Source organism: Cellvibrio sp. UBA7661 (assembly GCA_002483365.1).
Taxonomy (GTDB): domain Bacteria; phylum Pseudomonadota; class Gammaproteobacteria; order Pseudomonadales; family Cellvibrionaceae; genus Cellvibrio.
The window spans coordinates 1-18,656 of record DLHT01000005.1 but is presented as its reverse complement, the minus strand read 5'-3'; the positions used below and the strand labels follow the sequence as shown (position 1 = coordinate 18,656).

Annotated in this window: 17 protein-coding genes; 8 read left to right on the top strand and 9 right to left on the bottom strand. The window is 46.7% G+C overall.

Features of this window, described 5'->3' with window-relative positions; all coding sequences use genetic code 11:
* Positions 1–25 precede the first annotated feature (25 nt).
* On the top strand, positions 26–1,393 hold the full coding sequence (locus B2739_RS02560; protein WP_331344313.1) for a deoxyguanosinetriphosphate triphosphohydrolase: 1,368 nt from the start codon (positions 26–28) through the stop codon (positions 1,391–1,393).
* A gap of 101 nt (positions 1,394–1,494) precedes the next feature.
* Here B2739_RS02560 and B2739_RS02555 read toward each other — a convergent pair whose 3' ends face one another.
* Positions 1,495–2,280 (bottom strand): DUF6748 domain-containing protein, encoded by a 786-nt coding sequence (locus B2739_RS02555; protein WP_331344312.1) that lies wholly within the window; start codon positions 2,278–2,280, stop codon positions 1,495–1,497.
* Between the two features lie 215 nt (positions 2,281–2,495).
* Between B2739_RS02555 and B2739_RS02550 the strand changes: the two genes are divergently transcribed.
* Positions 2,496–3,443 carry a hypothetical protein gene (locus B2739_RS02550; RefSeq protein WP_331344311.1) on the top strand — a complete coding sequence of 316 codons (948 nt, stop codon included), beginning with the start codon at positions 2,496–2,498 and terminating at the stop codon, positions 3,441–3,443.
* A 240-nt stretch (positions 3,444–3,683) separates the two neighbouring features.
* Here the strand turns inward: B2739_RS02550 and B2739_RS02545 are convergent, their stop codons facing one another.
* Positions 3,684–3,890 carry a PA3496 family putative envelope integrity protein gene (locus tag B2739_RS02545; RefSeq protein ID WP_049630385.1) on the bottom strand — a complete coding sequence of 69 codons (207 nt, stop codon included), beginning with the start codon at positions 3,888–3,890 and terminating at the stop codon, positions 3,684–3,686.
* Between the two features lie 231 nt (positions 3,891–4,121).
* Here B2739_RS02545 and B2739_RS02540 point away from each other — a divergent pair, with 231 nt between their 5' ends.
* Positions 4,122–4,589 (top strand): ATP-dependent zinc protease, encoded by a 468-nt coding sequence (locus tag B2739_RS02540; RefSeq protein ID WP_331344310.1) that lies wholly within the window; start codon positions 4,122–4,124, stop codon positions 4,587–4,589.
* Positions 4,590–4,671: 82 nt separating this feature from the next.
* Complete coding sequence (rimK, locus tag B2739_RS02535) at positions 4,672–5,577, top strand: 30S ribosomal protein S6--L-glutamate ligase (RefSeq protein WP_331344309.1); 906 nt, start codon at positions 4,672–4,674, stop codon at positions 5,575–5,577.
* 44 nt (positions 5,578–5,621) lie between these two features.
* On the opposite strand, the gene B2739_RS02530 is transcribed toward rimK, so the two are convergent.
* Entirely contained in the window at positions 5,622–7,940 is a 2,319-nt protein-coding gene (locus tag B2739_RS02530; RefSeq protein WP_331344308.1) for a putative bifunctional diguanylate cyclase/phosphodiesterase, read from the bottom strand.
* A gap of 478 nt (positions 7,941–8,418) precedes the next feature.
* On the opposite strand from B2739_RS02530, the gene B2739_RS02525 reads away from it, so the two are divergent.
* Positions 8,419–9,057, top strand: a complete 639-nt coding sequence (locus tag B2739_RS02525; protein WP_331344307.1) for an STAS domain-containing protein — start codon at positions 8,419–8,421, stop codon at positions 9,055–9,057.
* An 82-nt stretch (positions 9,058–9,139) separates the two neighbouring features.
* On the opposite strand, the gene hisC is transcribed toward B2739_RS02525, so the two are convergent.
* On the bottom strand, positions 9,140–10,192 hold the full coding sequence (gene hisC, locus B2739_RS02520; RefSeq protein WP_331344306.1) for a histidinol-phosphate transaminase: 1,053 nt from the start codon (positions 10,190–10,192) through the stop codon (positions 9,140–9,142).
* 284 nt (positions 10,193–10,476) lie between these two features.
* Here hisC and B2739_RS02515 point away from each other — a divergent pair, with 284 nt between their 5' ends.
* The 3 genes from B2739_RS02515 to B2739_RS02505 are packed head-to-tail and all read left to right on the top strand — an operon-like array spanning position 10,477 to position 14,960.
* Entirely contained in the window at positions 10,477–11,262 is a 786-nt protein-coding gene (locus B2739_RS02515; protein ID WP_331344305.1) for a TIGR01458 family HAD-type hydrolase, read from the top strand.
* A gap of 45 nt (positions 11,263–11,307) precedes the next feature.
* Positions 11,308–13,083 carry a peptide MFS transporter gene (locus B2739_RS02510; RefSeq protein WP_331344304.1) on the top strand — a complete coding sequence of 592 codons (1,776 nt, stop codon included), beginning with the start codon at positions 11,308–11,310 and terminating at the stop codon, positions 13,081–13,083.
* A 32-nt stretch (positions 13,084–13,115) separates the two neighbouring features.
* The gene (locus tag B2739_RS02505) at positions 13,116–14,960 is read left to right on the top strand and encodes a M2 family metallopeptidase (RefSeq protein WP_331344303.1); all 1,845 of its coding nucleotides are present in this window, start codon (positions 13,116–13,118) and stop codon (positions 14,958–14,960) included.
* A 19-nt stretch (positions 14,961–14,979) separates the two neighbouring features.
* On the opposite strand, the gene B2739_RS02500 is transcribed toward B2739_RS02505, so the two are convergent.
* From B2739_RS02500 to B2739_RS02480, 5 genes are all read right to left on the bottom strand, one after another.
* Complete coding sequence (locus tag B2739_RS02500) at positions 14,980–15,222, bottom strand: Rho-binding antiterminator (RefSeq protein ID WP_331344302.1); 243 nt, start codon at positions 15,220–15,222, stop codon at positions 14,980–14,982.
* A 30-nt stretch (positions 15,223–15,252) separates the two neighbouring features.
* A complete protein-coding gene (locus B2739_RS02495) occupies positions 15,253–16,689 on the bottom strand; it encodes an MATE family efflux transporter (RefSeq protein ID WP_331344301.1) in 1,437 nt (478 codons plus the stop codon).
* A gap of 67 nt (positions 16,690–16,756) precedes the next feature.
* Positions 16,757–17,374, bottom strand: a complete 618-nt coding sequence (locus B2739_RS02490) for a histidine phosphatase family protein (RefSeq protein ID WP_331344300.1) — start codon at positions 17,372–17,374, stop codon at positions 16,757–16,759.
* Between the two features lies 1 nt (position 17,375).
* A complete protein-coding gene (cobU, locus tag B2739_RS02485) occupies positions 17,376–17,891 on the bottom strand; it encodes a bifunctional adenosylcobinamide kinase/adenosylcobinamide-phosphate guanylyltransferase (protein WP_331344299.1) in 516 nt (171 codons plus the stop codon).
* Positions 17,888–18,656, bottom strand: a 769-nt coding sequence (locus B2739_RS02480; RefSeq protein ID WP_331344298.1) for an adenosylcobinamide-GDP ribazoletransferase, incomplete at its 5' end; no start/stop codon positions are given. The genes cobU and B2739_RS02480, both read right to left, overlap by 4 nt.

Below are 18,656 nucleotides of genomic sequence, written 5' to 3'. Positions count from 1 at the left end.
CTTAAACATTGTTAGGGATTTATGTATGACCATGAATTGGAACCAATTGCTGTGCGCAGACCGTTTGGGCAAGCGTGTGGCAAAGCATGAAGAAGGGCGTTCGCCGTTTCACTCGGATCACGACAAGATTATTTTTTCTGGTGCGTTTCGTCGGCTTGCGCGTAAAACACAAGTGCATCCGCTCGCTACTAATGACCACATCCACAACCGTATGACACACAGTTTGGAAGTGGCTTGTGTGGGGCGCACACTGGGCATTCGTGTTGGGCAGGCGTTAAAAGATAAAGGCGATTTGCCTGCGCATATTTGGCCGACGGATATTGGCGATATAGTGCAAGCGACTTGCCTTGCGCACGATATTGGCAACCCGCCTTTTGGTCACACGGGTGAGGATGCAATCCGCAACTGGTTTCAAAAAGAAGGTGCCGAGTTTTTAAAACATTTATCGCCCTCTGAGCAGGATGACATTCGCGTATTTGAAGGTAATGCCCAAGGCTTGCGCGTGTTAACGACATCGGAATATCACCAGTTTCACGATGGTATGCGCTTGACCTATGCAACGCTTGCCTCCTCGATTAAATACCCCTGGACATCCACCCCGACTGTGCTGGGGCAGCGCCCGAAAGATGCCAAATACGGTATTTTTCAATCCGAACTTGAGCACTTTCACGAGATAGCACAAAAAACCGGTTTGATTGAATTGGGCAGTGATTGGTATTGCCGTCATCCGCTGGTGTATTTAATGGAAGCGGCCGACGATTTTTGTTACGGCATTATCGATTTGGAAGACGGGCTGGAAATGGGCATTCTCAACTGGGCAGAAATTTATGAATTGCTGCACCCGGTGATTGCCGATTCCCCGCAATTAGCTGACCTGGAGCGGTTGCTGAAAAAAGTGAACGATGGTCGCAAACCGGCATTGGTGCGCGGCAAGGTGATTGATGCGTTTATCAATGCCGGAACTGCAGCATTTATTCAGCATCAGGATGCGTTTTTACACGGCGAAGTAGAAGGTGATTTAATTTCCTTGTGCGACCCGAAAGTAAAAAATGCGGTACAAGCAGCGAAAGATCTGGCAAAGCAAAAAATATTTAATCACTCGCGTCGTGTTGAATTGGAGATTGGTGCTTATGCGGTGATTGGTACTTTGTTAAGTACAATTTGCTCTGCAGTCTATGCATCGCTCGGTGATCCAGCGCAAATGACCTATAAAGATAATCGCGTGATGGCGTTGATTGGTGAAAATAATTTCCACCCTGATGTCAGTAAACGCGGCGACAACTATAAATATTTGGCGTTAATGGCGGTGATTGATTATATCAGCGGTATGACAGACAACTATGCGACCAATCTTGCTAAACAATTTAATGGTATGGGGCAATCGCAGTACTGATCAGGTTTGGATTATTGCTTTCCCGGAATAAAAAATCCCCGGCATGTAGTTAACAGCCGGGGATTTTTGTTTGAGTTGTTGCTTTGCAGTGAATGACACTATTATTTTTTTGCGCCTGCTTTTTTTGCAGGGTAAGCAAAAAAGACTTGGGTAGCAGCAACACCGGTGCCTTTTGCGGGTTCTGCTCCGGTTTCATTGAAACCCGTTGTCTCATAGGTGGTACCCGTGACAATCAAACCTGTTGTTGAAATCGCTTCCCAGGCAGCCGCTTCCTGTTCTTCTGTTAGAGTTGCTTTTTCCAGTGAAAAATCATGGAAGTGGGTGTTGTAATCACTGTTGATCAACGCCGCATTAAATGAAGGACAGGGCGTGGTGATACAAAAAATGCCGGTGCTGGTGATATTTAAATAAGTGCCTACTGGTACATTTTTATTTGCACTGATCCAGGCACCATTGGCAACCAATGTTTTGGTACTGGTGATGATTTTTCCGCTGGTGGGCGATTTGGTCAGTGTGCCTCGTACTAACACTTGTTCGGTGCGGATGGCATTTCCAAGCTCGGCGATTTGCTTTTTGGTAAGCCCGAGCCGCTTGTAATTAATGTAGGCCACATAAATGCTATTGGGTAGTAGCGCTGAGTTTTCATACGCCTGGTCTTCAGTTTCCAGCTGAATTGAATATTGATTTACTGGTGTTAAATGCCAACCGCCACACATTGGAAATGCGCATTTGCGATAATCGGGTTTGACAATGTAAGTTGTTCCCGTCGGGTTAGGGTTGATGGGTGATTTTGCGTGGGCACCTAATCCTATCAGTGCCAGTGAAAACACAAGCCATGATAGGGCGATTTTGATTCTGCTTTGCAGTGAACGGGTTATGCTGTTCATAATCGTAAATCCTGTTATGTAGTTAAATAAAGTGACCTTGTTTTTGTGATGTCGTTCATTCGCAATTCGTTAATGTCGTTGTGTTGCGACCGGGGTATCAGGTAGCGATGTCATTTGCACAGAATGCCTGCATTGGTCTAATACTAAACCTTGCATCGATTTAGTCATTACAGATTGCCAAGCCAGACGCCAGGGATTTGTAATAAATTGTTCTAATGTTCGCTGTTTCAGTAATGGAGTTTGCGTTGAAAGTGAGTTTGCCTTCGTGGCTATTGGGTGTGGTCATTGTGATTTTGGCACCTTTATTTTTTTGGGGTGGCGCAGATTATTATTCTCCAGAGGTTATTAAAAATCTGTGGGATTTTGGGCACATCATTTTTTTTGCAGTTTTATTGTTACTGATTCAATCCATTAAGCCTCTGGTGAGTTGGCGCGAGTGGTTAGGGGTTTCGGTTGGCGTATTGGTTTTGGGGGGACTTATTGAAATCGCCCAATCTTTTGTCGGGCGCAATGTGAGTTGGAACGATGTATTGCACAATCTTTTTGGTGCATGGCTGGGTTTATTTTGGGGACAAAAGCCAACGAGAAAGATATGGTGTTTACGCATTGCCAGCGCGTGTTGTGTATTGCCACCGGCATGGTTAATTATCGATTCTGCATGGGCAGATATAACCATGCGAACACAATTTCCGATGATTAACCGCTTTGAATCGCGTGCGGAAATAGCACAGATTCGTGTGAATGGTGCTACTACAACTGTTCATCAAGATAACACTGGTGCGCGCTCTGGTTCACAGGTGTTAGCGGTGCAATTAAGTACGCAACAATATGCGGGTATCAGTTTGGTTAGTCCTTATGGGAATTGGACAGGGTATCAATTTTTAGTGATGGATTTTTATAATCCAGATCCGGAGCCTTTGGTTCTGGTACTAAAAATTTCCGATTATCAACATGACATGGGCAACAATGAATTAGCAGACAGGTTCAATCATCCTGTGATGTTAATGACCGGTTGGAACGAAATTCGTATCAAGGTAGATGACATCCGTAGCGCACCGAAGAAGCGTGATATACAGTTGGACGCAATAACGGGCTTTGCTTTATTTGCCGCTAAATTACCTGCACCGCGAACCTTTTTTTTGGATAATATCCGTTTGGAATAGCAAACAAATATCGAAGACTTTTTAAGTATAAAAATGACAGGCGATATCGAGCTATTCGGGTTTTTGATTCCCGCAAAATAGACAAAAAAATACTGCCTTTATCTGTGAAAAGATAAAGGCAGTATTGGGTGTTGATGGCGCTTGTGGATATTGACCGAATACCTGTATCAGGTTGCTGTTACGCTTTTATTCCACGCGCTCTTTGTTTGCCCCGGGGGCATTTACTTATCATTCTGAAGCTTAGAAGTCCAAATCAGAGAGATCATCGTATCCCAGTTGATCCTTAATGCGGCGGCGCTCCAGACGATCTTCGATTTTGCGGCGCATTTCCAGTGTGTGCTGGCTGGCTTCTTTACCCGTAAGTTTCGGGGTAGCCTCTTCATCTTCGGTTTCGATGCTAACATCACTGATCAGATCAGTATCTTGTGACTCTACATCAACTGACATAAAACTACTCCAACATTGACAGAGAGAGGGTAGGTGGATCGATTCCCCGACGGGGAAATTTGACCCGCGCTATTTACCATAGCCCATAAAAAAACAAAAGAAAAATTGCTGGGTAGGATCAAAATTTTTCTTTTTACCTTGGCTTGGATCTGAGGTACAAAGCGCGCCTGTCCATCGTTATTTGGGTGGATCAGTTCCAAGGCAATTGCACTTGATAATCCGGAGGTTCTGGTGGTGATAAAAAAACAGCCTGAAGTCGTCGGTTGGCGTGAATGGGTGGGGCTACCTGCTCTTGGAATTAGCGCTATCAAAGCCAAGGTTGATACAGGTGCGCGCACTAGTGCCCTGCATGCCTACTACGTTACGCCGTTCGAAAAAGACGGCAAGCCTTGGGTGCGTTTCGGCCTGCATCCCTTGCAGAAAGACAGCCTGACTTGCATTGAGTGTGAGGCTCCGGTGAAAGACGTACGCATGGTGACTGATTCTGGCGGACATAAAGAAGAGCGCGTGGTGATCGATACCACCTTATTGATCAACGGTATGACGTTCTCAATGGAAGTGACCTTGACTGACCGCGAGAATATGCGCTTTCGTATGCTGCTGGGCCGCAGCGCCCTTAAACAAGGCTTTCTGGTCGATAGCGGTAAATCCTTTTTGTTGGGCGGCAACAAAAACCATCCTCCTATAGCATCTATGTAAATTATCTACAGACGCCGGTAGCAGTAGCTTCCGTGCATCGTCCGGTTTCCTTAATCCCTTTATTTTTCTGATCAGGTTTACTATGAAAATCGCCATTTTGTCGCGTAATCGCCGCTTGTATTCTACCCGTCGGTTGGTGGAGGCTTGCACTAAACGTGGCCATGAAGTGCGCGTGCTCGACATTCTTAAATGCTATATCGATATTGCCTCAGACAGTCCTGCGATCTGGTACATGGGCGAACTTCTGGAAGATTTTGACGCTGTTATTCCCAGAATCGGAGCGTCAGTGACGCATTATGGTCTGGCGGTAATCCGCCAATTCGAAATGATGGGGGTTTATTGCCTCACCGAGTCTATTGCCTTGGGCCGTTCACGTGACAAGTTGCGCGCATTGCAGTTGCTGTCACGCAAAGGTATTGGTCTGCCTAAAACCAGTTTTGCCTACAACGTTCACGATGCCAAAGAGCTGATTAAACTGGTTGGTGGTACGCCACTGGTTCTGAAGCTGTGCGAAGGCACCCAGGGGCGCGGAATAGTATTGGCCGAAACCCAGAAGGCAGCGGAGAGTGTGATTGAAGCCTTCCGCGAGTTGCGTGCCGAGTTTCTGGTGCAAGAGTTCATCAAGGAGGCCAATGGCAGCGACCTGCGCTGCTTTGTCATTGGCGACAAAGTGGTAGCTGCCATGGAGCGCACGGCTGCCGAGGGCGAGTTCCGCTCTAACCTGCATCGCGGTGGTTCGGCCAAGCTCGCTAAACTGACCCCTACCGAGCGACGCACAGCCATCAAAGCGGCGCAGACCATGGGCCTGCAAGTGGCTGGGGTGGATTTATTGCGCTCCAGCAGGGGGCCTTTGGTAATGGAAGTGAATTCGTCGCCGGGATTGGAAGGTATAGAAGGGGCAACCGGTAAAGATGTTGCTGATGCGATAGTGGCATTTGTTGAAGAAAACGCGCGTCCCAATGCCAATAAAACACGTGGAAAAGGCTAGTCCGCATCAATCAAAGTGATTCACATCAATTAAAAAGGGAGCTGTCAGGTTCCCAGTTTCATTTGGGTGTCCAGGTGGACAATCGTGCCGTCGAAATAAAAGCGGCCATTGTGGAAATGGTTTTCCAGTTGTTTTGCCGTCATGGGTTTGGCATAGAGGAAGCCTTGCGCCTGGTCGCAGCCCATATCGCGCAACCATTCCGCTTGCTGTTCGGTTTCTACGCCTTCTGCGACTACTCGCATCTGCATGTTGTGGGCAAGGCCGATAATCGATTTCGCGATGGCCGCATCGTTATCGTCATCGTGGATGTCATTGATAAAACTGCGGTCAATCTTCAGCTTCTGGATAGGGAAGCGCTGCAAGTACGCAAGTGACGAATAGCCAGTACCAAAGTCATCAATGGCCAGAAACATGCCCATTTGTTTCAGTTGGTTTAATTGATTGATCGTTTCTCCCGCGTGTTCCATTGCGCAGCTTTCGGTGATTTCCAGTTCCAGATATTTTGCTTCAAGGCCCGTTTCTTTGAGTATGGCTTCTACCTTGCCGGGAAAGTTTTTCTGGCGGAATTGGCGTGGCGATAAGTTCACCGCAATTTTGCCAACATACTTACTGGCATCCAACCAGAGCTTTTGTTGGCGACAGGCTTCGCGTAGTACCCACTCACCAATTGGTACGATCAAACCGGTTTCTTCAGCCAGCGGGATGAAATGCGCAGGGGATACCAAACCGCGATCCGGATGTTGCCAGCGCACCAATGTCTCTACACCCATCATCTCGCCAGTGCGTAAATCTACTTGTGGCTGGTAGTAAAGTACGAGTTGTTGCTGTTCTATCGCACGGCGCAAATCGTTTTCCAGCAGCAGATAATTCACTGCAGTAGCGTTCATGCCTTTGGTGTAGAACTGGCAGTTGTTTTTGCCTGCTTCTTTCGCTTTATACATGGCGATGTCGGCGTTTTTCAGTAGCTCGTCAGTATCACCGCCATCTTCTGGAAAAATACTGACACCGATACTGACCGTGGTGGAAATATTATGGCCGCTAATTTCAATCGGGCGCGACAGCGTCGTGAGTAGTTTGTTGGCAACGAACACTACATCTTCCATGTCGTGTATGCCTTCAAGTACGACTACAAACTCATCGCCCCCCAAACGCGCCACTGTATCCATATCACGCACGCCTTCATTCAGGCGCATCGCAATAGCTTTCAATAAAATATCACCTGCATCGTGCCCCAGACTGTCGTTGATATTTTTGAAGCGATCGATATCCAACAACATCAGCGCGAGTTTTGATTCGCTGCGGCGTGCGCGTGCAAGACCGTGATAAATGCGGTCGTAAAAAAGAGAACGGTTAGGCAGGGATGTGAGCGAGTCGTGAAATGCCATGTAATTCAGGCGCGATTGTTGTTCACGCAACGCATTTTCAGCGAGTTTACGTTCGGAAATGTCGGTGCCGATAGTACAGACACCAAAAACGGTATTGTCTTTACTGCGCAGCGGGAATTTCACCATCAGATAGGTGTGTTGGCTGCCGTCTTTGTGCATCAAATCCAATTCAACTTCATAAGTCTGTTGTTTGGTTTTGGTGGCCTTATCGATTTCCCACATGGATTGAGCAACGTCTTTTGGATAGACATCAAACACGTTTTTGCCAACGAAACCTGTTTCATCAATGTTGGCCATTTGTTTGAAGTGTTCGCTGGCGAGTACTACGTTGCCATCCAGATCTTTAACCGAAATCAGTGCAGGAGAATAACGCAAAATAGCATTGAGATAGGTTTCGCTTGCCCAGAGGGCCTGCTCTGCAACCCGGAATCGCTCGGCTTGCTCCTCGTGGTGCCACATATCAATTACTTGACGGACGAGTAGCGAGCTAAAGGTCCATACGGTATCCAATTCGGCAACGGTTTTTTGCAGTTGCTGCAAACCCTGAGTGGACTCCATATAAAACACGGCAATGGTTTTGTGTCTTTCTTTGATGGGGTGCAGATAACAGGAATGAGTGCCTTTTTGTACGAACAGCGCGCCCATGCGGTTGATGGTGTCTTGATCCAATGCACAAGGTAAGCCGGTATCAAAAACCTGATGTATGTATTGATGCGGGAGATAATTCAAGCGGCTGAGTGAGGTTGCAACGCCATTGACGAAAGGCTCATCAAAACCGGATGACGCTATAGCTTCAACATAAAGATGGCTGTCGCGCTCAACAATTAACACGGCGCGGCTGATGGTTCGCTTGGCAATGACCAGTTTTACCAAACGTTCGGCAATTTGTTTATGGTTTAAGTCAGTAAAAAGTTGCTGGAACTTTTTAATCAACTCAATGGCAGTATTCTTTGGCTGCCCTGATTCACTCGTCTGCATAATCGCTCAATTGGGGTGATCGTTTTCGCTATTTAGTGCATCTTGCCATGACATTTTTCTCTCATAAGGGCAGACCACTAACACTAAAAAACCTAACTAATGGCACTCTTCCGGTGCCTGCACGTCCCAAATTTCTATATCGAATCAGCACTTTACAACAAAAAAGTGCGTTAGCGCTTTTTTTTATGATAAATAAATTGGTAAGACGTGTTTGCGCTAAAAACATTCCAGACTTTGGTGTCTGTGAGAATGGGTATGTGTTTCCAAAATTCCCAAATGGCAGCATATTTTGGCTAAAAGATGAAATATGTGCCAATAATATGTTTTCATAAGTTGAGTGAAAAACGGTCGCTTTCGCGTAGGGAGCTTCTTGAAACCAGTGTGTTGCGCTATACCACACTCGCTTTTGGCTATAGCTGCACTAAAATTTAAATAGTTCTGTCAGTCCTTGCAGTGCATTGCATTTATGGAGTGCTCTATGCGCCATCATGTTCCTTTTGTAGGTGAGCGAAAGGTTGTGCGAGCCAATGATGAATCGGCACGCGCAAAGCGTACCAGTGGCCGTGTTATTGATGATGTTGTAGGCGAAGGCCCTCAGGAAAGTAGTTGGGATGATGTGGTGCCTGAAGGCTGGCTTGATAAAACCAAACCTGTGCCTGCGAAAACAGCTGCTCATGTAGCGGTTCCGCGCGCACATGTCCCCTTGAGAGCTGGCTCAGGTAAAACGGCTCCGGCAAAAAAGAAATTGGCCTCATCAGTCAATTCGATTACCTTTTCAGATTCGCCCAGCCTGGATTGGGTATCGATTAATAGCGGGCGCGGTTTGCGTGTCAGTATTCATGGAAATATAGACAATAACCTGCGCAAAGAGTGGAGCCGGTTGCTTGAGGAAACTGAAGGGACTGATATCAAAGAGTTTGAATTTAATTTGAATGAAACACCGGCGCTGAGTTTGACAGGCCTGGGGATGTTGTTGCTTTTTAAAGAACGTAAAGGATCAGCGCGCGATGCCATTAAACTGTGCAACTGCAATAAAGACGTTGCGCAAATTCTTGAGTGGACGGGTATGGATAAATATTTTTCTATCCAGAATACGCAAATATCCGAGATGAGTTAAGCCGGCTATCATACTGGCGTATATAAAAAAGCCCGGCTACGAATCCGGGCTTTTTTTATGTTGCTGGTGTAGACCTATCCGCTCAATAGGTCTTCAAGGCAGCGATCATGGCTTGCATTTGTTCATCGGTACCAATAGTGATACGCAGGAATTGGTTAATGCGCGGCTTGTTAAAATAGCGCACCAAAATTTTGTGATCGCGCAGGTGCTGGGCTACATCGGCTGCATTCTTTCCAATAGGTTCTGCGAACACAAAATTTGCTTGCGATGGCAGTACCTTAAAGCCCAACTTTTCCAGTTCGCTTACTGTCCAGTTGCGCGTGGTGATAATTTTATCGCGGCAGGATTGGAAGTAGACTTCATCTTCAAATGCAACAATAGTTGCCGCTTCTGCAATGCGGTCTATTGGATAGGAATTGAATGAGTTTTTGACGCGATCAAGTGCATCAATCAGGTCTTTATTCCCTACGGCAAATCCGACGCGCATTCCCGCCAGCGAACGTGATTTGGATAGCGTTTGCACCACTAATAAATGGGGGTATTTATCAACCAGCGTGATCGCTGTTTCTGCACCAAAATCGACGTAAGCTTCATCTACCACCACAACAGACCCGGTGTTTTTTTGCAGTAATGCTTCTATCTCTGCCAGTGGTTTACCAATCGCAGTAGGGGCGTTAGGGTTGGGGAAAATAATGCCGCCGTTGTCGGTTGGATAATCGGCAAAATCAATGGTGTAATCATCGCGAAGTGGAATGGTTTTTTCTTCAATTCCGAATAATTTGCAATACACAGGATAAAAACTGTAGCTGATGTCTGGAAACAACAGCGGTTTTCCCTGTTGAAAAAACGCCATAAATAACAAAGCCAATACTTCATCTGAACCATTGCCTACAAACACCTGATCGGGCATTACCTTGTAATAATTGGCGATAGTCGTTTTCAGTTTTTTGGAATTGGGATCTGGATAAAGGCGCAATCGGTCGATGGCGTCATGGGTTATCAAATCAATCACTTTAGGCGAGGGCGGGTAGGGGCTCTCGTTAGTATTTAATTTGATTAACCCATCAATTTGCGGTTGTTCGCCGGGCACATAAGGCTCCAGTTCGCGCACCACAGGACTCCAGAACTTCGACATGACCGCTCCTCAGCAGTGATTTAAAAGAGCGGGCAGTATACGCTGTACTACAGGTTGTTCCTATCCTTGCTATTTACTGGATGGCGTGTGGGGATTTGATGGAATGTTTATTGCTCGTGATTGCGGGGGATCATAGTTTGTAAGCCGCGTTTTTCAGGAAATAGTTTTGTGATCGCTGATTTTGTAGTCTGCGTAGAGAACGGGCCAGAGTGAATAGGTCTATAGTTTTCTGGTAACCCCTTGTGCGGGTGAACTCAATCCGGACATATAAAGGATTCATTGTTATGAAACGAATTCCCGAGTTAATTATGCTTGATCTGGATGGAACCCTGTACGTGGGCAAACAGCCAATTCCCGGCGCGATTGAATGCCTACGGCAATTGCGTAAACGCGGTATACAATTGCGTTTTCTCACCAACACTACGACCAAACCACAGGACGAATTGGTAGCTCAATTACGGGTAATGGGTTTTAGTCTGGAAGAGGATGAGCTGATCAGTGCACCTGTTGGGGCAAAGCTCGAATTATTGAGTTTGCAACAAAAACTGCAGCGGCCGGTGCGTATATGGCCTGTGGTGGCTGATAGTATCAAACAGGATTTTTCAGAGTTTTTCTGGGACGAATACACACCGGATTATGTTGTACTGGGTGATATAGGCGATGCCTGGGATATTACCCTGATCAACCGTTTGTTTAATGTGATGCATTCCGGTGCAGAATTAATTGCCCTGCATAAAAATCGCTTCTGGCAAACTGAGGAAGGGCTCAAGGCCGATATCGGATTTTTTGTCGCTGGCCTTGAGTATGTATGCAATAAAGAGGCGCAAGTGATGGGCAAACCTAATCGCGGTTTTTTTAAGCGCGTGTTGAATTCTGCCGGTGTTGATACTATGGATGCGCTGATGGTGGGCGATGATATTGACAGCGATGTAGGTGGTGCCCAACAAATGGGTATTCGTGGTTGCCTGGTGCGCACCGGAAAATATCGTGCAGCCTACGCAGAGCAATCGCCTGTGAGACCAAATTATATAGTGGACTCTATTGCTGGATTAATTGAATTGGTGCAGTGATGTATCGTTAATATGAATTAATGTGAGTTAACGTGAGCGTAGATAATGATAAAAAATAACAATGATTTTCTTGGCCATCCCAAAGGGCTTTATGTGTGTTTTGCAACGGAAATGTGGGAGCGGTTTTCATTTTACGGGATGAAATATCTCCTGTTGTTATATCTCACTAAATACCATTTATTTTCCGACGGTGCCGGTCTGGACATTCTGGGTGCTTACGCCGGTTTGGTTTACGCGACGCCGGTAATTGGTGGCTTGATCGCCGACCGTTATTTAGGCACACGCCGCGCGGTAATGTTGGGTGCTGTTATTTTATCGATCGGCCATTTCTTAATGGCATTTGAAGGGCAGCAAGCTGTGCATTATCCCGCCGGTACGGTATTGGTTGAATCACTTAGCTTGAAAACCGGTGAAGTGTTGGCTGCCGGTACGGTGCTCGCCAATGACATTACGATTCAGGATACGGCGGCGTTAAATATTTTTTATTTGGCGATTGCGCTGATTGTGGTGGGTGTCGGTTTTTTAAAACCGAATATTTCAGTGATTGTTGGACAGCTTTATCCAGCGAATGACCCGCGCCGCGACTCTGGATTCACCTTGTTTTATATGGGTATCAACGTAGGTTCTTTTATCGCTATTTTATTGTGTGGGTGGCTGGGCGAGACTTACGGCTGGAAGTACGGTTTTGGGCTTGCTGGTATCGGTATGGTGATTGGGATGTTGGTATTTATGTACGGCCAGCGTTACATCAAAGAGTATACCGAGTCCCCTTGCCCTGAATGGTTAAGAGAAAAGCGCGCGGGTATTAAACGCGAGTGGTGGATTTATCTGGGCAGTTTGTGTGCGCTTCCGGTTATCTGGTGGTTGGTGCAAAGCGAACCTATTGTGCACATCACGCAAAATATTTTTCTGCTGGTGGGTATTGTGGGAATTTTGGCCTACTCCATGATCCACTCTGCACCTTGGGAATCAAAAAAATCGGTGATGATATTAGCCGCGTTAGTGATTGCCATTGGCTTGGGTAATGTCATGACGCAAAATCAGGTGATCCAATTATCAGAAACTGCCACAGAATATTGTTTGTATGTAGCAATGTTGGCCCTGTTGGGTTTTGTAGCCTACGGCTTTTTACGTCACCGCAGCGCGGAATTTACCCGTACTTTGGTATTAATGGTACTCACCCTTTTCGCGATTGTGTTCTGGTCTTTGATCGAACAATCCGCTGCATCCATGACGTTATTTGCCGACCGCGTATTAGATCGTGAGGTGTTTGGCAGTACGATTGTCGCCAGCCAATTTCCTGCATTAAATCCCGCATTCATTATTTTGCTCGCTATTCCTCTGGCATTTTTGTGGCCGTGGTTGGATGCGCGTGGTATGAACCCCTCAACACCGGTGAAATTTTCCATCGGCATTATGTTTTCGGGTTTGGGTTTTGGGGCGTTGGTATTAGGTGCACAATTTCCTAATGAAGTGGGCAAAGTAGCAATTATCTGGATGGTGCTCGCGTATTTGTTGCACAGTGTTGGTGAGATGTGCCTTTCACCAATTGGTTTATCGGCTGTGACGAAATTATCGCTGCCGCGTGTGGTCAGCGCGAGTATGGGCATTTGGTTTGTCGCAACGGCATTATCTGAAACTCTGGCAACTCGTATATCCAAATGGGCGGCGATTGATCCATCGGATAAAACCGATGTTGCTGCCATGTTGGCAACCTATACCGAATTGTTTGAATTCTTGATGTGGATGGGCGTGGGTGCCGGTATTTGTCTGTTGATTGTTTCGCCTTTGCTCAAGCGTGGTATGGCGGGTATTCGTTAACTAAAAACCAAATTTGTGATAGAGATTGTGTGATGAATAAACGACAAAAAATAATGGTCTATCGTGTGATGGCGGTGTTTGTAGCAAGTGTTTTTTTAGCGGCGTGCCAGCCATCGGCAGATACAAAAAGCGAACATAAAGCCACTACAAAATCTGCCGATGCATTCATCGCAGATGTTAATCAGCGCTATCTGGATATGAACCGCGAAATGAATGCGGCGCAATGGGCCTATGTCACATACATCAATGAAGATACTGCGCTAATCGCTGCAAAAACCTATGAGCGGTACATGGAATTTGAAAAAGGTGTGTTGGCAGAAGCGCGCGAATTCAAACAGTCACCCATGTCAGCATCTACCGCCAAGGCGTATACCAATTTAACCTTGGGTAAAACATTGTTACCGCCCGATACAGCAGCGGAACGCGCAGAGCTTGCGCAATTGGGCACCAGCATGGAAGGTGTTTACGGCGCAGGAAAATATTGCAAAACAATCAATGGCAAACAAGATTGCCGCGATTTAAACCAGCTTTCCGATGTATTGGTCAAAAGCCGCACTTACGATGAATTACTGGATGCCTGGACGGGTTGGCGAACCGTTTCACCGGCGTACAAAAACGATTACGCGCGTTTTATCGAGATTGCTAACGCAGGCGCGCAGGCTTATGGTTTTAGCGATTTGGGCGCATCCTGGAAATCCGGTTACGACATGCCCTCTGCCGATTTTGAAAAAGATGTAGAGCGTCTTTGGTCGCAAGTAGAGCCGCTGTATCAATCCTTGCATTGCAAAGTGCGTACAGATCTCGCGAAACATTATGGTGTCGATAAAGTGCCACTCGATAAACCCATCCCTGCGCATCTGCTGGGTAATATGTGGAGTCAGGAGTGGGGTAATATTTATGATCTGGTGACGCCCTATCCGGGGGTTGGTGATCTTGATGTGACAGCGGCGTTAGTGAAAAGCAAAAAAGATCCAGTAGCGATTACGAAAACAGCCGAGCAGTTTTTTACCTCGCTCGGGTTGCGTGAATTACCGCAAAGCTTTTGGGAAAAATCCATGCTCACCAAACCGCGTGACCGCGAAGTGGTATGTCATGCCAGTGCCTGGAATATGGATGCAAAAGACGATGTGCGCATTAAAGAATGTATAGAGCCGACGGAAGCGGAATTTACTACCATCCATCACGAACTCGGTCATATTTATTATTACCTTGCCTACAACGACAAACCTTATTTATTTCAAAACGGTGCAAACGATGGTTTCCATGAAGCCATAGGCGATACCATTGTGCTTTCCATGACACCTGATTATTTAAAGCAAATTGGTTTGATCGATAAGGTGGAAAAAAATCAGCAAGCAGTTATCAACCAGCAAATGAAAATGGCGCTGGATAAAGTTGCCTTTTTACCTTTTGGAAAAATTATTGATCAATGGCGCTGGCAAGTGTTTTCCGGAAAAGTAAAGCCGGAGCAATACAACCAAGCCTGGTGGCAGTTAGTCAACCAATATCAAGGTATACAATCACCGGTGCCGCGCACTGAAACGGATTTTGATGCGGGCGCAAAATACCATATCGCCGCTAATGTGCCTTACACCCGTTATTTCATCGCCCATATTTTGCAATTCCAATTCCACAAAGCTTTATGCGATGCAGCGGGTTTTAACGGCCCCTTACATGAATGTTCGATTTACAACAGCAAAGAAGCGGGTGCTAAATTGCAGGCGATGTTAGCGGCCGGTGCAAGTAAACCCTGGCAAGATGTATTGGAAGAATCCATCGGCACCCGCGAGATGGATGCCTCTGCCATTCTGGATTATTTTGCGCCGCTCAAAACTTGGTTGGATGAGCAAAACAAAGGGCAGGCGTGTGGTTGGTGAAGATAAACAGCGTGGCTTATTAGAAGCCGATTTTTTGTAGATGAGGATTTTCTACCAGCACTTCCAGCGTTTTGATGTGCTCCAAGACCACTAATTCTTCAACACCTGTTATGTCTATTTTTAAGCATTCTTCCTTGTGATCATTGCGCTGGGTGTCCAGCGCAATTCCTTCCAGTGTATCGCCAGTTATTAGTGTGAGTTTGATCGGGTAGCGATACATGCACACTATTTCGATGTAATCGTGCTGGTTACAACTGATCATAATCGTCTCCTTTGGCTCTTCAACATGAGATTAGTGAGCGTCAACAAAAGATGAGTGATCGCTTGCTGCCGGTTTAAAACGCAACATCCGAGTGGTAAGTAATATTGCGGCGCAAATTAATCCCACGGTCAATCCCATCCAGAACCCCGGAGCGCCAATCGGGTTGGTAATCCAATCTTTAAACGTCAGTGCATAACCTAACGGCAGTGAAATTCCCCAGAACGAAATCAGCATAATAAACATCGGGATTTTGGTGTCTTTATAGCCGCGTTGCACATTGATCATGGTCACTTGAATAACATCGGCGATTTGGAAAATAGCCCCGAACATAAACAACTGTGCAGCCACCTTTTGTACCTCGGGGTCAGAGGTGTAAAGGCTGGCAAGCCAATCGCGGCCAAAAAATAAAATCGGTGCATTGATACACGCAATTCCCAGCGCGAGAAGTAATGAACTGCGTGCAAGCAAACGCGCTTCATCGGTATCTTGCGCGCCTACCAAAAAACTCACGCGCAAAGTAATTGCCATGCCCAAACTCATGGGCAACATAAACAGCAGCGATATCGCGTTCAACACAATCTGGTGGCCTGCAACCGTGGTTGCGCCCAGCGGTGCCAAAAATAATGCGATCATGCAAAACATACTGACTTCAATAAACAGCGTAAACCCAATCGGCAGCCCGAGCTTCAGCAAACGATTAATCTCATTCCATTTGGGGGATGCCCAATTGCCAATCAGATGGAAATTTTTGTAAATGTTGCTGCGGTTTAAATACACCAGCAGCGCAAGTGTCGCCACCCAGTTAGAAATACTGGTTGCCCAACCACAACCAATACCACCCATCGCTGGCAGTAGAAAAAATCCAAAATCAAACCCATAAATAAACGCGTAATTCAGTGGCAGGTTCAGTAGCGTGCTGATTAATGAAAACACCATGATCACACGTGTGTGACCTAGCCCGTCGGTAAGGCCACGCAGTGCGGTAAGTAATAGCAACGCCGGAACACCCCAGGCAAACGCACTTAAATAACCATCCGCAATTGCTGTGGTTGCTGCATCCAGTTTCAGCAATGTCAGTACAGGGGCAAGATTCACCAGCAGCAAAACCATCAACACCATTCCGGTGATGGCAATATAAATACCTTGCCAAACCGCTGGCATAATTTTGTGAAATTCCCCGGCACCACGGTGACCGGATATCGTCGGTTGCAGCGCGCCCAACACACCCACAAAAAACAACAGCACCGGCACCCACATACTCGTCCCTATACCAACCCCGGCCAAATCTTCTGCACTGGCATGACCCGCCATCACCGTATCAATAACCCCGTTCGCCATTTGCGCAAGCTGCGCAATAAAAATCGGCGCACCCAAGAGCGCAAGCTGCTTCCACTCTTGCAACGTGCGTTGCACCAGCGTCTGGTTGTGGTCGGGTAGGGTTTGCGGTATGTCGTCTTGAATATTCACGGAAATTCCAAAAAAAATAAAAGCAGCTTGTTGATTGATCTTATGACGATAGCCTAAAAAATTGGCATTACGAGTAGCGTGCACCAATCCATTTAATCACCGGCAGCGTCTTATCATAATCACCAATTTCAATTCTCGTACAACTCGCGTAATCGATTTGTAATTGTTTAAACAGGGCGGGGTTGCGCCAATCCAGTTGCAGTATGTGGGCGATGAGGATACGGATCACGCCGCCGTGGCAAATGATTGCGTTGTGACCCGGTTTGGGATTGTTCATCAGTGATTCCCAGCTGCTAATCACCCGCGCGGCGAAATCTGTGAGGGATTCGCCTTGTGGTGGGTGCATGCTGTGAGGTGAATGCCAGAAAGCTTCGATATTGTTCCATTCATCGCCCAGTTCATCAAACGGGACTCCATCCCAAATACCAAAATCCATTTCCTGAAAGTTGTCATCAACGTGCAGCGGAATTTTATTTTGCGCAGAAAATGCCTGCGCGACTTGCAGGCAGCGAATTCGCGGTGAGCTGATGAGGTGATTGATGGGGCTATGCGAATGCAGGTGTTGTAATGTGCTGGTTAAATCGCTGTGGCCGGTTGCACTCAACGGAATATCGGTTGCACCATAAAGCGCGGCGGGGCCATTCACTTTTCCGTGGCGTATAAGGGTGATGATGCGGTTGCTCACGTTAATCACCTTTAAGTTGTAGCGGCAGGCCTGCGGCAATAAAAAATACCTTGTCGGCTGCTTGTGCGATGCGTTGGTTTAACCGCCCGGCTTCATCGACAAATGTGCGGCTGATTTCACCTAATGGAATAATGCCCAAGCCCACTTCGTTGGCGACAAAAATAATATCGGCTTTTGCATTGGCGATGCTGGAAAGCAATGCATCGTACAGCGTGGAAAAATCTTGATGCGGATAATGAAACAACTGATTGTTCAGCCACAGCGTTAAGCAATCCACCAAAATGATTTGGTCTTTTTGCGCTTCCTGTGCAAGCGTTTCACTTAACGTTAACGGGCATTCAAGCAGTTGCCAATGTTGTGGCCGTTGTTGTTGGTGATGCGCAATGCGCGCAGCCATCTCATCGTCCAGCGCTGTTGCAGTGGCGATATACAACACCGATTTGTTGGATGCCTGCGCGCGCGCTTCTGCATAGCGTGATTTTCCGGAACGCGCACCCCCAAGAATGAGTTCAATCATGATGCGAGCAAAACTCCGTAAATAACCAGCTCACTGATTTGTTGCACAGCACCTAAGGTATCGCCGGTGTAACCGCCCAGTTGTTTTTTTAAATACACTTTTGCCAGGGTGCGCACCAGCAACAAACAGGCAAGAAAATACACTGCGCTGGTGTGATCCACCAACAAAAACACCGGCAGTGCGCTGACGAGCAAAATGGTGAGATCGGTTTTGCCGAGTGTGGTGGCGATGGGCTTGCTTTTACTGGTGTCATCATCGGTGACGTACTGCATATCGGCAATCAGACTTACGGCAGTTGCACGCGATAACGGGTAGGCGATAAGCAGCGCGATCAGAATGTCGGCATTTTCAATCAGTAATAAATATTTTCCAATCAATGCCATGAACAGTGCACAAGCGCCATAGGTGCCAATGCGGCTGTCTTTCATAATTGCGAGTTTTTTATCGCGCGCAAAAGCGCCGCCCAAACCATCGGCAGTGTCCGCTAATCCGTCTTCATGAAATGCACCGGTGAGTAACAGGCTAAATAGCATGGCCAACCACAAACTGATGGTTTCAGGAAAAAGCGTTTGCGCTCCCCAAAATACAGCGGCGACCAGCGCGCCCAACAACCAACCGACGAGCGTTAAGTAACGGCTGGATTGGTTGAGTTTTTCCGGTGAATATTCCACCCACTTCGGCATTGGAATCCGGCTGAAAAATCCGAGCGCGAGAAAAAATAAATTGAGTTGGTTTTTCATAAATATCTGATTGTTAATCGCAGGA

Coding starts and splice junctions, on each gene's coding strand:
- B2739_RS02560 (WP_331344313.1), top strand. CDS start 26: ATGACCATGAATTGGAACCAATTGCTGTGCGCAGACCGTTTGGGCAAG.
- B2739_RS02555 (WP_331344312.1), bottom strand. CDS start 2,280: ATGAACAGCATAACCCGTTCACTGCAAAGCAGAATCAAAATCGCCCTA.
- B2739_RS02550 (WP_331344311.1), top strand. CDS start 2,496: ATGTTCGCTGTTTCAGTAATGGAGTTTGCGTTGAAAGTGAGTTTGCCT.
- B2739_RS02545 (WP_049630385.1), bottom strand. CDS start 3,890: ATGTCAGTTGATGTAGAGTCACAAGATACTGATCTGATCAGTGATGTT.
- rimK (WP_331344309.1), top strand. CDS start 4,672: ATGAAAATCGCCATTTTGTCGCGTAATCGCCGCTTGTATTCTACCCGT.
- B2739_RS02530 (WP_331344308.1), bottom strand. CDS start 7,940: ATGCAGACGAGTGAATCAGGGCAGCCAAAGAATACTGCCATTGAGTTG.
- B2739_RS02525 (WP_331344307.1), top strand. CDS start 8,419: ATGCGCCATCATGTTCCTTTTGTAGGTGAGCGAAAGGTTGTGCGAGCC.
- hisC (WP_331344306.1), bottom strand. CDS start 10,192: ATGTCGAAGTTCTGGAGTCCTGTGGTGCGCGAACTGGAGCCTTATGTG.
- B2739_RS02515 (WP_331344305.1), top strand. CDS start 10,477: ATGAAACGAATTCCCGAGTTAATTATGCTTGATCTGGATGGAACCCTG.
- B2739_RS02510 (WP_331344304.1), top strand. CDS start 11,308: ATGATAAAAAATAACAATGATTTTCTTGGCCATCCCAAAGGGCTTTAT.
- B2739_RS02505 (WP_331344303.1), top strand. CDS start 13,116: ATGAATAAACGACAAAAAATAATGGTCTATCGTGTGATGGCGGTGTTT.
- B2739_RS02500 (WP_331344302.1), bottom strand. CDS start 15,222: ATGATCAGTTGTAACCAGCACGATTACATCGAAATAGTGTGCATGTAT.
- cobU (WP_331344299.1), bottom strand. CDS start 17,891: ATGATTGAACTCATTCTTGGGGGTGCGCGTTCCGGAAAATCACGCTAT.